Here is a 15,887-nt window from a genome sequence, read left to right on the forward strand (position 1 = left end):
CAAAAAAGAAAATATGTGACAAATATCACATATTTTCTAACGTTACTTTTAATTATAATCTTTCTACGATTAATTCTAAATCTTCACCATTTATCCTAACTGTATTGTACTCTCGTTCTAAATTGTATACAACTTCTACAGCTAAAGTATCCCGCTTGATTTGCTCTTCAAATTTCACAATTACATTTTGAAGCATTTCATTCCCAGAAACAAAGATTCTAATCTTATCCGCAACTTCAAACCCACTTTCTTTTCTCATGTTTTGAATTTTACTCAAGATTTCGCGTACGTTACCTTCTTCTTTGAGTTCGGAAGTTATGTTAGTAATTAATACTACTCCCATTTCACCTTCACCCGCAAACGCATACCCTTCAAGACCTTGCATTGTTACAAGTAATTTCTCACTATTTAATTCTATTTCTGTTCCAGCCACACTGATAGTAACTACTCCACCATTATTAATAGTTTGAGCAAGCTCCATTTGGTTCAAAGTAGCTATTGCTTTTCGAATACCAGGTATTAATTTACCATATGGTTTACCAAGCACTGGTAGATTTGGCTTTATTTCAAATTTAACGTATTTAGAAAGGTCAGCTCCTAGCTCTACTTCCTTAATATTAAGTTCTTCTTTCACTATATCTCCATAATATTCTGGAAGTGATTTAGCACTAACTAGCATTTTAGAAAGCGGTTGTCTATTCTTTATATTAGCAAAATTTCTAGCGCTTCTTCCTAGTTTAACCGTCTTATAAGCCAAATCCATCTCTTCTTCTAAAACATTATCCACTTGCTCTTCTCTATATTCTGGCCAAGCACATAAGTGAATGCTCTCTGGTGCGCTCTTATCAAAAGCAACTACTAAGTTTTGATATAACTCTTCTGTAATAAATGGTATAAAAGGAGCAGATATTTTAGCAAAAGTTGTGATAACTCTGTATAATGTCATATAAGCGCCTATCTTATCTTCTGTAAGTGACTCTACCCAGTATCTTGACCTATTGCGTCTTACATACCAGTTAGATAGTACATCAACAAAATCTTCAAGTTCAAGAGCTCCCTGAGTTATTCTATAGTTTTCTAAATGCTCATCTATATTCTTTACTAATGAGTTTAATTTTGACATCATCCATTTGTCCATAATATTTCCTGATTCGAAGTTTTCATATTTAGTTGGGTCAAAATTATCAATATCAGCATATAAAATGTAGAATGAATATACATTCCAAAGTGTTCCTATAAACTTTCTTTGTGCTTCAATAACAGCTTCCTCATAGAATCTTGAAGGTAACCATGGGGCACTAGCAGTATAGAAATACCATCTCAGTGCATCTGCACCTTGATTCTCAAGAACCGTAAATGGACTTAATACATTTCCTTTATGCTTAGACATCTTAAGTCCGTTTTTATCTAATACATGCCCAAGTACTATACAGTTTTCAAACGGATTTGTATCAAAAACCGTAGTAGATATTGCAAGTAATGTATAGAACCATCCTCTTGTTTGATCTACTGCCTCTGAAATAAATTGAGCTGGGAAGTTAGCTTCAAATAATTCTTTGTTTTCAAATGGATAGTGGTGTTGCGCAAATGGCATTGATCCTGAGTCAAACCAGCAGTCTATAACTTCTTCTACTCTAGTCATAGATTTGTTACATTTTGGACATTTTAAATGCACATTATCTATAAATGGTTTATGAAGCTCTATACCTTCTGGAACGTCTATTCCCTTTTCATTAAGTTCTTCTATACTTCCTATCATTTCACGATGACCACAGCTGCATTCCCAAATTGGAAGTGGAGTTCCCCAATATCTAGTTCTACTTATACTCCAATCTATAACGCCTTCAAGGAATTTACCCATTCTTCCCGTACGTACATTGTCTGGCATCCAATTAATCTTATTATTATTTTCTATTAGTTTGTCTCTTACCGAAGACATTCTTACAAACCAACTTTCTCTTGGGTAATATAAAAGTGGTGTATCACATCTCCAGCAGTGTGGATATGAATGTGTGAATTTCTCTGATTTATATAAAATATTATTTTCTTTTAGATATTCTAATATCTTAGCATCTGCATCTTTAACAAAAATACCCTTCCAAGGAGTAACACAGTCTATAAATTTACCTTCTACATCAACTAAGTTAATAAGTGGTAAATCATATTGTTTTCCAAGCAAGTTATCATCTTCACCATAAGCAGGGGCAATATGAACTATACCTGTACCATCTGACAGTGTTACAAAGTCTCCATGAACTATATAGAAAGCTTTTTCTTCTGGCGTATAGAACTTAAACATTTGCTCATATTCGAGGCCTAAAAGAGCTGCCCCTTTAAATTCGCTCACTACTTCATACTCTCCGTCTATTTTACTGAGTAGTTCTTTTGAAAGTATTAAATTCTCACCTTCATGGACTACTTCAACATAATCATATTTTTTATTCACTGCAAGTGCTACATTGCTTGGAAGCGTCCAAGGAGTCGTAGTCCAAACAAGAATGAATTTTTCTTCACCTTTTACTTTGTATTTTACGTAAGCAGAAGCCTCTTTTACATCCCTATATCCTTGAGCTACTTCATGAGATGATAGTGAAGTTCCACATCTTGGGCAATAAGGCATTACTTTGTGTCCCTTATATAATAGGTCCTTATCCCACATTTGCTTTAATGCCCACCAAACTGATTCAATATAATCATTATGATAAGTTACATATGGATTTTCCATATCTACCCAAAATCCTACTCTCTCAGACATCTCTTTCCACATATTAACATAGCTGAAGACACTATTCTTACATTCCGTTACAAACTTTTCCACTCCATATGCTTCTATTCCAGGTTTTCCAGTAATTCCAAGTTTCTTTTCTATTTCAAGCTCAACTGGTAGCCCATGTGTATCCCACCCTGCTTTCCTAGGAACATTGTATCCCTTCATTACTTTATATCTTGGGATTAAATCTTTCATAACTCTTGTTAAAACATGACCTATATGTGGTTTTCCATTAGCTGTTGGTGGACCATCATAAAAAGTAAAGGACTCTCCTCCCTCATTTAAATCAAAATTCTTTTGAATAATGTCTTTTTCTTTCCAAAGATTTAGTATATCTTTTTCTATATCCATAAAGTTTTTTGAAGAATCATTTTTCTTGTACATAATAAAACTCCTTTCTCTAGTTCATTTAATAATAGCTACTTAGACATATTGGAAAATGTCTAATAATTAAAATATTATATTTCAATATAAAAAAACCCCACCCTAAATAGGACGAAGTAAACTCGTTATACCACCTATATGACAAATATAATTTCAAATACTATCATACTTTGTTCTTTAACGCAGAGATACGGATTAGCTTACTAAATTTTCAGCTATCAGCTCCTAGGTGATTTTCTATAAACCATCACTATGGGGTTCCCAGCTATCCCCACTCTCTGTAAGTTACCTGCCTAAATACTCTTCCTAATCAACGCATTTTATTAGTCATAATTAATATAAATCAATATGAACCTCTAATCATTATATTATAATGATTTTTTATTGTCAATTTCTTTTTAAATTTTCTTATATTTCCTTATATTTACCATGAAGAAAACATATACATATTTGAAATTTAAAATTTATGCTACAAAGCAAACTTCTCGATATTGCGTGTATACTACATAAATAATATTATACAATACCAGCACTAAATGGTTGATTATTTAAATAACACATTTTAATAGATATCTGTGCTATAATGTTAGTTAAAAATGAAAATTGTAATAGTTCAAAATATAAATAAGCTTAGGAATCGTTTACACAATTGAATCTTCATTTTTACAAACTTGCAAAACAGCATGTTTATTTTGCATTTTATTATAATTTTTGATGTTTAGCATTGACAAACATTCACTTTTGTAATAAACTCAATTTATTTATATCATTCATTTAGTTGTATATCAGAAAAAAATCTTCCTACTTCTATATTAAGAAGGAGAATTACTACAGCTAAATTATATATTTCACTGAGAATATTATTTTATTTCTAAAAACGTTAATCAAGTCACTTAGTGACTTTTAAGCAATTAAAATATATATTTTAAAGGAGGAGTTTTATTTTGAAAAATTTAATTTATGCAATAGGCAAAGAAAAACATTCCGAAAAAGATATTAAAGAAATTCTACAAGGCCACCCTGAGGTGAAATTCGTTTCTCTAGTCGGTATTGACTTATCTGGAAATGACACTGATGAACGAATTCCAATTAAAGTATTTTTAGACGATATTAAAGGTTTCGCGAATGGTGTTATTCAAACTGACGGTTCATCTGTAGTATTGCCAGGAATCGCAACTCTAAACAATGCTAAATTAGACATGTTAGCAGATGCTGACTGTAATTGGTTCGTCGACTATAATTTTGAGAACATTGACCCTGAAACAGAGTTACCTGTGGGTACATTAAAAATCCCATGTGTATTATTACATGATAATATTCCAGTAGATTCAAGATCTATATTAAAAAAATCCGTTGAAAGCTTTAAAACAACTATTCTTGATTTATTTAAAGAAAATCCATCTTCTTTAAATTCTTTCGATTTCGAATATAAAGATATTGATAAGCTAATACTTACTTCCGCTACCGAGTTAGAGTTTTGGGTAAAAACACCTAATGATAAGGCTGATATTGAAGAACTATCTACTTCTCAGGTACTAAAAGAACAATATTGGAGTAAAACTAAAGGAAATGTTCGAACTGCTCTAGAGCAAACACTTCTATTAATGCAAGAGTATGGTTTTGAACCTGAAATGGGCCATAAAGAAGTTGGTGGTGTAAAAGCTCAAATAGGGGAAGCTGGTTCTTTAACTCATATAATGGAGCAACTTGAAATAGATTGGAAATTTTCAGATGCTGTTCAATGTGCGGATAATGAGATGTTTATTAGAAATCTAGTAAAAGAAACCTTTAGACGTAACGGTTTAGATGTTAACTTTTTAGCAAAACCAGTACACGATGTGGCTGGAAGTGGTGAACATACCCATATTGGAATTACTGTAAAATTAAAAGATGGCAAAAGAGTTAACTTATTCAATTCAAATAAAAAACATTTTTTAAGTACTTTAGGTTATGCTTCTATAATGGGAATACTTAAAAATTATGAAGTAATAAATCCATTTGTTTCTTCAACGAATGATTCTTTAAGAAGATTAAAAGTTGGTTTTGAGGCTCCTATTTGCATAGTAACTTCACTTGGTCACAGTGTAGATGTTCCATCTAGAAATAGATCTATACTACTCGCATTAATAAGAGACCTAGGTAATCCTCTTGCTACAAGGTTTGAACTTAGAGCTCCATGTCCACATACAAATACCTATTTAGCTTTATCTACTTTATTTCTAGGGATGCTTGATGGAATTGTATATTCAATTAAAAACAATAAATCTGAAGATGACCTTTTGAAAGAATTATCTAAAGCGCCAGGAGACGACAGTGCTTATTTAGAAAAGGATAGAGCTTATAGAAGTGAAGAAGATGTATTTGAATTTTATACAGAAGAGCAGCGCGCATCATATTTTGGGAAAGCACCTAAAACTGTTTATGAAAATATCTGTGCATTAGATGCAAATCCTAAAAAACTTGAAGTTCTTAAATCTTTCGATGTATTTACTACTAGCACAATAAATAGCTTTAAAATGGCAATAACCTCTAGATGGGTTACTGAAATAAATAATAGATTATTAAATAATTATGCAGATGAAATTCGAAAATCTAAAATGATTCATACTCCTGAAAAAGCTTTGGATTTAGATTTAGCGAATTGGCAAAAAATTAATGATTTAAGACATTTCCTTATGAAAGACACTTATTCTAAGACCAGCCTATTTACTAAAATAAAAGAGGCTTCCAAATTAGAAAACTATGAAGAGCTTTCCGAATTGCAAATACAATTAGATTTACAAATGGAAGATCTTAGACTTTATTATAGCAACTATAAAAAGAATTTATTAGATATCTAAATCATAAAAAAACACCACAATTGTATTTTTACAATTGTGGTGTTTTTTTATGATTTCAAGAAAATTATTAATATACTATTTTAGTTATTCCTAAACTCTTAAGAATACCTGTTGCAATTGCCTTAGCTACTTTATCTTGGTAAGCTACAGTATTTAATAGCTGTCCTTCTTCTGGATTGGACAGAAATGAGGTTTCCACCAATATAGCCGTAGCATCAGTATTATTTAAAACATAAAATCCCGCAGTTTTAATTCCCCTGTCTGTTCTTCCAGTTGCTTTAATTAATTCAGTTTGAACAGCTTGCGCGAGCTTTGCCCCAGCTGCATTTCCACTACAATAGAAAGTCTCAATACCATGAGCTTGAGGAACCGCAGCATTTGCGTGAATACTTACAAAATAATCTGGTTTAGCATTATTTGAAACATCACACTTTGCTTGAAGACTTTGGGTCTCATCAATTGTTCTTGTATATATAGTTTCTACTCCATTCTTAGTTAATATAGCTCCTACTTTTTTAGAAATTGTTAAAACTAAATTCTTTTCTGTCCTCTCATTAAGTCCAACCGCTCCTACTGCTCCTGAATCAGTGCCTCCATGCCCCGGATCTAGAACTACTTTGTAGGTTTTTTCAGTAACATTAATTATAACTCTAACATTCCCATCATAATTTGTTATAACTCCTTCATAGGCATGAATTCCTAACTCATTTATAGAAATAGAATCTTCATCCCATTTTACTGCAACCTCTCTTACTCTGTCATTACTCATAGTAGCTTGCATTGTTTTAGGAAAAGTATATGTGCTACCAGCTTGTAAATTAACCGTTATATCTTGGACTGAAGATATTTCAAAAATAGAGTCATAAGTGGTATCTGTGTTAGTAAATCCAGCATAGCTCATTATCCCATTAGCTATAGCCTTTGCAGCATTTTCTTGATACTCTGGCTTACTTAGTAATACCTCTTCTATTGGATTACTTAGAAACCCTAATTCCAAAACTATTCCGGGACAGCTTGTCTTCTTTAATATCTCAAAATTCGCTGTTTCCATTGCTACTTTTATTCCCCTGTCAGCTGACTCTGTTGCTTTTATTAGTTCACCTTGTACAGAACTAGCTAGCAACTTATTATTACCCCCATCAGCTAAGTAATATGTTTCAATACCACTCGCTTCGGTATTTGAAGCACTATTAGTATTTATACTTAAAAATACATCGGCCTTTGCGTTCTTAGCTATTGCAGCTTTTGCATCATCCTCATTAAGCTTGTCCCAAGATACTGAATCGCTATTTCTAGTATATACTACATTGAATCCTCTTGTTTTTAGTATAGTGCCTAGTTTTAATGCTGTACTTAAATTTATATCCTTAGCCTTTTCACCATTTTTGCCAGTGTTTAATGTGTAGTACTGAGCTGGGTCAATGCATATAGTCATTTCACTTGGCTTTGTAGGTATCTTAGCTTTAGTATTAAAATCCATTCTAACTTCTTTAGGAAGAGGATTTCCATCATCAGACTTAACCTTATCCGTCACTACCAAAGTGTATGTCTTATTAGCTTCATAATTTTTTACAGGACTTACTATTACATTTTTATTGTTGCTACCTAAACTAACATTAATATCTACGTAATTATTATTTTCTCCGACCACCTTAATATTTGCGGTATTCACAGTAGCATAACTCAAAGATTTATTAAAACTAACTGTCCAAGGCTTACTAACTGCCACATCTTTTTTAATACCCAAGTCTGTATATGTACTAGCCTTAACCATTATTTGCATAGGTACACTCATTGCAAAAGTTAAAATCATAATTATAAGTGCTTTAAAGACATTTTTCATATAACCCCTCCTAAATCGTCATAGTTTTAATTTTAAATTATTTATATAATTATTCATATCATCATTTAGATAATTTTAAGTATGTATGTAAATTATGGAATTAATTATGAGTCAATTATACTATACTTTTCTTCTTATCACTATAATTTATAAATATTTTTTTAATATTTTGTAAAAATGCATTAAAATTCAGTATATTTAGTTTTATAATGGTGTATTATTACAATAAATGTTTCATTATAAAATAATAAACAACCCTATAAAATATTATCTCACTATACACTACGTTCCATTTAACTATTGGTTTCAATTTATATAAAAAATAAAAAAATTTTTAAATAAAAGGAGAATATACATGGAAATAACTTGGCTAGGTCATTCATGCTTTCTTTTGGAAAATTCAAACGGTAGGAAGCTTTTAACAGATCCATTTGACAGTACTTTAGGATATGAACGTTATAAAGGTAGCCTTGATGTTGTAACTATAAGTCATCAACATTTTGATCATAATTATACTAAAGGCCTATCAGGTAATTATAAAATTATAGATAAAATTAGCGATTTCTATGAATGTGATATACCTATAAAAGGCATCCCTTCATATCACGACAAAGATAAAGGTGCAAAACGAGGTGATAACATAATATTCACTTTTAGAATGGATGGATATACCCTATGTCATTTAGGAGATTTAGGTCATACCCTTTCAAACGAAGAGATTGAAGCTATTGGAAGTGTAGATATATTGTTTACACCTGTAGGTGGTAATTATACCATTGATGGCAAGGAAGCTTCAGACGTCACTAAAAAGATAAACCCCAAAATAGTTATCCCAATGCACTATAAAACTCCATTAGTATCCTTTCCCATAGATGGTGTAGAAAAGTTTCTTATGTATATGAAGAACGCCTCAAAAATAGACAGTAATACCTTTATAATTAATGGTGAAATAAAGGAATCAATGTCTGTTAAAATATTAAATTATATTTAAATAGAACAAAGTCATATATTGATAGAAATGCTAAGTTCATTCAAAATAGCATTCTCTAGCAATTTCTAACTTGGCACCAAGTAATTTATAAAACTTGTATACATCTCTCTTAGATAATATGCCGAGTCTAAGAAGGTTTAAAGTTACTGGAGTAATATTACCTCTCCCACTTGTTCCCGCCTCTCCAGATGCATTAGAACAAATATAAGTACAGCATCCCATGTTTGCCGGAGTAATCCCCTGATAAGTTTTACTTGTCTCAATATCCTTTTGTTTTTTATCATTATCGCCTTTTAACATTATATTCTATCCTGTGCACTAAGTTTTGATAAAGCAAATTCAAATAAATCAGTATAATAAAAACATTAAAAGCCAAACTATATTTGCAGCTTAACACTATTATAAATAATTAAGTTTTGTAGGTAGCTTTAGTTTTATAAAATCATCTATAATTTAAGTTATGTCATAACAACATAAAATAAATTAGATTTTAGTTCTAATTTCAGTAAAGAAATAAAATAAATACATTATATTTATTTTATTTTAAAAAAACTATTTAAAAATCTACTAAAGTGTAGTATTATAATAGTTATGTTGCAAATGTTACAAATTTTTTTATTCAGGAGGAAAGTTATATGAAAACAGGTACAGTTAAATGGTTTAATTCAGAAAAAGGGTTTGGATTCTTATCCGTAGAAGGAGAAGAGGATGTATTCGTACATTTCTCAGCTATTCAAGGAGATGGATATAAATCATTAGAAGAAGGACAACAAGTTCAATTTGAAATAACTACTGGCGCTAGAGGCCCTCAAGCTTCAAACGTTACTAGAGTATAATTCAAAATCTAAGGTAATCTATAATATAAGTTAGTTATAGAAGAACCACCTATCACAATGTGATAGGTGGTTCTTACTTTAGTTAGGGGCATGAAAATAAATAGTTCTGTCATCACTACTTCATGCTATCCATAAAAAACATTATCACTTTCGTGAATATAATAGTGTTCTTTGCTAAAACTATAAAAAATATAGTTTATATCATGAAAGGATGTTTTTATAATGTTTGGAAAAATAATAGATATGAGTAATACAGATGCTTTTATAAATTTTTTAGATGGAACTAGTATAAACGTAAGCCTTGCTCGTTTACCTAAAAATTCAAAAATAGGAGATTCTATTGATTTGAATATTGCTACTCCTACTAGTATGATTAATGATTCCATGATAAATTTTCTTTGATTAAATTCTAATAATAAAAAGTTGTATTTGTTTTACAAGTACAACTTTTTATTATTTTAGAAATTCCACAATTAAACGACTTTAAAAATTATTAGGTTTTTTATCCTCAAAAGTTTCAATATTCCATCCTTTATCATATTTAGCTACTACGTAATATACCTTTTCTTTCTCAATAAGCGAAGTCTTAATAGTTACTGAGGATTTATATATAGTAGCTTTATATCCTTCTGTTTTAACCTTTATTAACACATCATAAGCTGCATTTTTATCTTTTAGCAAAACTATGTTAAATTTATTTAGCAACTTACTTTTAAAGGGTTCTAAATCAGTTGATAGTATAAATTTAGCTGCTGCATTATCTTCACTTAAATCAAGAAATATTTTCTTACTTTTAACATCACCCTTTATATAATTATCTAACACCTTTAAAATTGAATCGTAATATACAGTGTTAAAATCTATAGGTTTTCTAATATTCCAAAAGTTTTGTATGATATCATTGTCAATTCTTTTAGATACAATATAGCTTTTATCTGCACTATATAGATTGGCTCCATCTTTATCATCAAGGCCCGCTATATAATTGAATTTGTAAACTTTATCTACACCCTCATACATTTCAAATATATAATCAGACTCTAGCGTTGATTTTACAGTAACTTCTTTAGCTGATGATAAAATTTCATATAAATCTTTTATGGCTATTTCATCAGTAACCACAAATCTAAAGCTTTTATCTCTAGTACTTTGTATTATTATCTTTTTAATTCTACCCTGCTTAATATACTCAAAATCGTTATTCTTTAATCCAAGCTTTACTTTGATTTGATCAAAGCTTTTACATCCTGTAAATATAAATGCAGCAATAATGATAAAAGAAAATATAATGTACTTGTTTTTACTTTTGTGCATTTGTTATCCTCCTAGCTACTCTTATGCATACTTCCGCCTATAAGTCTTATTTCAGCCGTCTACCGCAATAAAATACTAAGAGAAGCATTATGCTCCTCTTAGTTAAATTATAATACTTTAAAAAGTTTTAAGCAAATTAAATTGCTTTAACTAAATTAAATAAATTAAATCATTTAAGACAATTTTAGTTGATTTTTAAAGTTCCAACTACGCTTTCAAAAATAGCTCCATAAGCTTCTTTGAAATTAACATTTCTTGTGAAAAATGAAAATCTATAAAACTCTTTCCCACCATCAATAAAATATTCATAAGCCTTGTACCAATTATTATCAGTTACATTAATTAAGTATTGCACTAAGTATGCTTTTCTATCATTAATAATAATATCATCTATTTTATAATTTTTAATTATGTTTTGCTCCTGTGATATTTCTTTGCTACTATCGAGAAATACTTTTAGATTCTGCTTATTTTTCCACACTTCTACAAATCCATGAATAACTGCATCAGATGATTGAAAATCATTATGATACATAATCTCATCGCCAGGGAATTTTTTTTCTTTAGTTGTCCATCCCACCGGCAGTTTATAACTCACTTCCCCATTTAAAGCCCCATAATCATTAATCAAGTTAATATTATTCTCTAAAAGAATGGTAGTTTTTAACTTGTCATCAAATTGTTTTGATATCCCCAAAAGTGTAATCATAAGCCCGAGGATTATCACTATAATTCCTACTTTTTTTCTATTTATAAATATAACCTTCAACGTACCCCTCCACAAATTAATATTAGTATACTATATGATACATATTAATATAATATTAAAAAATTAAATGTGCGACTAAATTATATAGTCACACATCTAATTTTTTTAAATATTATTTTTTTAAAGGGACAACAATTGTAGATTTTTTGAAATCATAAAACATCAGCCAATGTCCCATCTCGTCATTTTTACTATCCGAGATCCAAGTTACAAAACCAGTTTTACCCCCATAAGGCTGATGAACTTTAGCTCTGCTCCCAGGTATTCCATAAACAATATATTTCATTTCCCCATTTGAATCACATTTATATCCTAGCATAAAGGATTTATAGTTTCTAATATATGGATAGTAACAAATCATAGGATAATATGCTATTGTATATTTATTATAGTCGCTCAAATCGTACATATTTTCTAAGTTGTTAACTGGTACCTTATACCACTTACACCATTTAATCTCTTTAGAAAAATCAGTTATTTCTTCAAAATCTTGCGCTACCGACTTGAAAAAATCTCCCATAGCACCTTTTGGATATGCTTGTTTATCGTGTTTTTTATTCTTATCTCTATTAATATCAGGCCCATCTGCAACATCTTTAACTTCAGTGTCTTGTTCCAATTCATCTGAGATTTCAACATTTCCAGTTGTACCTCTTAGTTTAGTATCTGCTTTTCTATAGGCTTCTGCTTCTTTGTCTTCATTCTTTTGCACTTCTTTATCTTCATGCACTCTATCTTCTTTTTCTTCAGTTTTTAATTTAATCAATTCAATACTTTGCTCATATTCATCAAATTCATTAGTTATCTCATCTGTTCGGGTCTCTTTGTTTTCCTTATTACACTCTGCTATTTTATAATTTTTCCATTCATTGGGTTTGTCTGTTGTTGAAAATCCGCTCATTATTGAAATCACATTAGCATCTAAAAATTTTACAATTGCGGCCCCAATAATTTTATCAGCAGAAATACCCGTATCTGCTATATTGCCTATTTCATATTCATGACAAACCTCTACCCTACCAGAATCGTCTATGTTCACTTTACCAAGTTTAATGATTTTATTTACATCTTTCTTACCACATATTAAAATCATGTAATAAGGTTGTTTTTCTTTCCTTAGGTTTTGCACGTAGTATGAAATTTTACATTTATTACTTTTCATTTCTAGCTTTGCATATCCAGAAGGAATTTTATCAGAATTTAAAGAATAGCCTTTTTCGTCTTCTTGTAATATAATAAAGTACCTACTATAACTTTTTTTAGGTGTCACCTTCTTTTACCTCCATATAAAACTTATTCATTATACTATATGAAGTATATTATAAAAAATGAACAACATTTTGATATTTATTTTACAAGTCCTATTTCATCTGAAAGATTAGCAAACTCTTGAAGTGATAAAGTTTCGCCTCTTCTGTTGGGATCTATGTTTGCTCTTTCAAAACATTTCTGTAATTCTTCTTTGGAAATCCCTATATCTTTAACCCCATTCCATAAAGTTTTTCTTCTCTTATTAAAAGACTGCCTTACAATAGAAAAGAATAACGCTTCATCTTTCACCTTAACTTTAGGTTCCTTTAATTTATCCAATCTAATAACAATAGATTCTACCTTGGGTTGTGGCAAGAATGCTGATGCTGGCACAAGCCTTAATATTTCTGTATCACAGTAATATTGAACCAATATTGAAAATGCTCCATAAGCCTTGCAATCCGGCTTAGAATCGATCCTGACTCCAACTTCCTTTTGTATCATTATAGTTAAAGATTTAAAATTATAGCCCTTAGTAAGTAAGTTAACAATTATTGGAGTAGTTAGATAATATGGTAAATTAGCGACTAATTTTACAGATTTCTCATCTCCAATTAACTCATTGAAATCTACTTTTAGAGCATCCTTATGAATAAGTTCAAAATTATCAAACTCTTTAAGCTCCTCCTCTAAAATAGGGAAAAGTTTTTCATCCAATTCTATAGCACAAACTTTTTTAGCTCTCTGTAAGAGTGCTCTAGTTAACGTTCCAAAACCAGGTCCTATTTCAATAATAAAATCTTCTTCATTAACATCTGCTCCATCTACAACGTCGCCAAGCACAGAGTCATCTATCAAAAAATTCTGGCCGAGTCCTTTCTTAAACCTAAACTCATATTTCTTTGCAACTTCACTAATGGTCAAATTCCCCATAATTCATCTCCTTATCTATTTTTTTCAAAGCATCTATAAATTCTTCTTTTATAATCCCATAGTTATTAAGTCTAGTTATAAATTGTGATGAATTACCGTATCCTATACCTAACTCATTTCCCAGCGCATGTCTTCTTTCCTTTGCTCGACTATCAGCTGTTAATTTAAAAAATATCATATCTTGAACATCAAACACTTGTCTTTTCTCTTGAACTTCAAATTTCGCAGTATGGAGCGCTCTTAATATAGTTTCAGGTGATGCATTTTCAACACCTATATCTCCATCTTTAGTACCTTCCTTTTTAGATATGTATGCATGTTTTACATTAGCTACTCTTTTAGAAATTATTTTTCTTATTTTTTCTCCAGCAAAGTCTGGATCCATGAAGATTATTACACCTTTTCGTTTTTGAGCTTCTCTTATTTTATTAATTATCTTTTCGTTAATACCAAAACCACCTACAGAAATCAGTTCAGCTTCTACCGCTCTTTTAACTGCTGTAATATCATCTCGTCCTTCAACTACTATTACTTCTTTAATCATATTATCCTCCACACTATACTAAACTAAGGCCTCCCCCTATGGTTATATAATCATAGAAAAACGCTATCCCTTAATATTTCTTTTTATTACTGTAACTATAATACCATTTTACTTATTAATAGTGAACCATAAAACAAAAAAAAGGAGCTTATGCTCCTATTTTAAAATATAAATATCTACTTTTCGCGATCCCCAATCCCACATTTCATCACTGGAACTGAAATACAAATCTATATGATCACCTTTTATAGCTCCACCTATATCTTCTGCAATTGCATATCCATATCCATCTACCCAGACCTTCGTTCCTAGCGGAATAACTCTAGGATCCACAGCTATAGTACTATAGCCATCAGCATTTCGTTTTGCCCTTACGCCAGTAGAAGTTATACCAAAATATGGATCGCCCGGGCTTTTACCAGTACAATTAAAATCAGCAGTATATGCTGTTGCCCTAACATTCATCTTTTCAGTATAACTAATATCGCCTCCACGTGACGGTGAATATACCCCAACGGTGCCTAATGCAATTATTTCTTTAACCGGCTGTGATTCAAATTTTTCACTGACTAAATTTCTAGATATTTCTTTGCCATTTTCATAGACAACAGTTGAAGTAATAGCCTTCTGCCCTGCTTTGCCCTTTTGGATGACTTTTTTCACACCTTCATTTAGTTCATCACTGTTTTTAAATTCAGTTACATAATTAATCGTTTTAATTTCCTTTAGGGTCTCAGTATTTACTCTTGTTATTTTTACTTGTAACCCTGATTTTAACAATTCACTTTTTAATGGTGTAATCTTGTCTTCCTTACTCAATACAATTTTTTCAGCTTCTAGCATATCCTCTACTGTATTTTCAGCAGTTTGAATATTTAATTCTTTCCCATCAACTAATACTTTAACCTCCACAGCTTTTTTTATATATATTTTGTCTCCGTCTTTTACTTTACTGTCTAAACTTACTGTTATTTGATCTTTTGCCCCTAGTGCTATATTATTATTTTTTAGTATTTGAGTAACATTACTTTTTAAAGTTATAACTTCTATAGATTTACCGTCAACGATAACAGATATAACTTTTTTCATATTAAATAAAGTCACTGTAATGCATGTCAATAATAACATTACTACAAAAACAGTTTTGGGCCCATTTGAAAAATAGTTCTTCAAATTATCTTTCGCATTTTTCATTATAAAATTCCCTCCCTTTGTAAAGAGTACTTTGACATTGTACTTTAAAGTATTAAATATGTCAAATTTCGAACCTATTACACTTGGTTTTGACTGTTAATGCATCTTTGTGCATACAATTATAATATTAAATTATAATTCTAAAATAAATTAGTTAACCCAGCCTTAAGGGTAATTTAGTAAAAATATTCTTTACCATTTAAATTATATGTTTAACG

Annotated in this window: 13 protein-coding genes and 1 other annotated feature; of the genes, 4 read left to right on the forward strand and 9 right to left on the reverse strand. The window is 30.5% G+C overall.

Features of this window, described 5'->3' with window-relative positions; all coding sequences use genetic code 11:
• Positions 1–52: 52 nt before the first annotated feature.
• Positions 53–3,154, reverse strand: a complete 3,102-nt coding sequence (gene ileS / locus JJE11_RS00615) for an isoleucine--tRNA ligase (RefSeq protein WP_291632306.1) — start codon at positions 3,152–3,154, stop codon at positions 53–55.
• 104 nt (positions 3,155–3,258) lie between these two features.
• Positions 3,259–3,477: a binding site (T-box leader), on the reverse strand.
• A gap of 618 nt (positions 3,478–4,095) precedes the next feature.
• Between ileS and JJE11_RS00620 the strand changes: the two genes are divergently transcribed.
• Positions 4,096–5,994 carry a glutamine synthetase gene (locus JJE11_RS00620; protein ID WP_291632319.1) on the forward strand — a complete coding sequence of 633 codons (1,899 nt, stop codon included), beginning with the start codon at positions 4,096–4,098 and terminating at the stop codon, positions 5,992–5,994.
• 67 nt (positions 5,995–6,061) lie between these two features.
• Here the strand turns inward: JJE11_RS00620 and JJE11_RS00625 are convergent, their stop codons facing one another.
• Positions 6,062–7,837 (reverse strand): N-acetylmuramoyl-L-alanine amidase, encoded by a 1,776-nt coding sequence (locus JJE11_RS00625; RefSeq protein ID WP_291632307.1) that lies wholly within the window; start codon positions 7,835–7,837, stop codon positions 6,062–6,064.
• A 355-nt stretch (positions 7,838–8,192) separates the two neighbouring features.
• On the opposite strand from JJE11_RS00625, the gene JJE11_RS00630 reads away from it, so the two are divergent.
• The gene (locus JJE11_RS00630) at positions 8,193–8,828 is read left to right on the forward strand and encodes an MBL fold metallo-hydrolase (RefSeq protein WP_291632308.1); all 636 of its coding nucleotides are present in this window, start codon (positions 8,193–8,195) and stop codon (positions 8,826–8,828) included.
• Positions 8,829–8,864: 36 nt separating this feature from the next.
• On the opposite strand, the gene nrdD is transcribed toward JJE11_RS00630, so the two are convergent.
• Positions 8,865–9,128: an anaerobic ribonucleoside-triphosphate reductase gene (gene nrdD / locus JJE11_RS00635; protein WP_291632309.1), complete on the reverse strand. Its 264-nt coding sequence runs from the start codon at positions 9,126–9,128 to the stop codon at positions 8,865–8,867.
• 335 nt (positions 9,129–9,463) lie between these two features.
• Between nrdD and JJE11_RS00640 the strand changes: the two genes are divergently transcribed.
• Together JJE11_RS00640 and JJE11_RS00645 are read left to right on the forward strand one after the other, a co-directional pair.
• Positions 9,464–9,664, forward strand: coding sequence for a cold-shock protein (locus tag JJE11_RS00640; RefSeq protein ID WP_216307827.1), 201 nt, complete (start codon positions 9,464–9,466; stop codon positions 9,662–9,664).
• 222 nt (positions 9,665–9,886) lie between these two features.
• Positions 9,887–10,066, forward strand: coding sequence for a hypothetical protein (locus JJE11_RS00645; RefSeq protein ID WP_291632310.1), 180 nt, complete (start codon positions 9,887–9,889; stop codon positions 10,064–10,066).
• Between the two features lie 81 nt (positions 10,067–10,147).
• Here the strand turns inward: JJE11_RS00645 and JJE11_RS00650 are convergent, their stop codons facing one another.
• From JJE11_RS00650 to JJE11_RS00675, 6 genes are all read right to left on the reverse strand, one after another.
• The gene (locus JJE11_RS00650; protein WP_291632311.1) at positions 10,148–10,978 is read right to left on the reverse strand and encodes a hypothetical protein; all 831 of its coding nucleotides are present in this window, start codon (positions 10,976–10,978) and stop codon (positions 10,148–10,150) included.
• A gap of 184 nt (positions 10,979–11,162) precedes the next feature.
• On the reverse strand, positions 11,163–11,747 hold the full coding sequence (locus JJE11_RS00655; RefSeq protein WP_291632312.1) for a hypothetical protein: 585 nt from the start codon (positions 11,745–11,747) through the stop codon (positions 11,163–11,165).
• Between the two features lie 112 nt (positions 11,748–11,859).
• Positions 11,860–13,017, reverse strand: coding sequence for a hypothetical protein (locus JJE11_RS00660; protein ID WP_291632313.1), 1,158 nt, complete (start codon positions 13,015–13,017; stop codon positions 11,860–11,862).
• Between the two features lie 77 nt (positions 13,018–13,094).
• Entirely contained in the window at positions 13,095–13,931 is an 837-nt protein-coding gene (gene rsmA, locus JJE11_RS00665; RefSeq protein ID WP_291632314.1) for a 16S rRNA (adenine(1518)-N(6)/adenine(1519)-N(6))-dimethyltransferase RsmA, read from the reverse strand.
• Positions 13,912–14,475 (reverse strand): ribonuclease M5, encoded by a 564-nt coding sequence (rnmV, locus tag JJE11_RS00670; protein WP_291632315.1) that lies wholly within the window; start codon positions 14,473–14,475, stop codon positions 13,912–13,914. Before rnmV ends, rsmA begins: the two co-directional genes overlap by 20 nt.
• A gap of 156 nt (positions 14,476–14,631) precedes the next feature.
• Positions 14,632–15,669, reverse strand: coding sequence for a 3D domain-containing protein (locus tag JJE11_RS00675; protein WP_291632316.1), 1,038 nt, complete (start codon positions 15,667–15,669; stop codon positions 14,632–14,634).
• Positions 15,670–15,887: the final 218 nt, after the last annotated feature.

It is taken from the genome of Clostridium sp. (assembly GCF_016650095.1).
Lineage (GTDB): Bacteria > Bacillota > Clostridia > Clostridiales > Clostridiaceae > Clostridium_AD.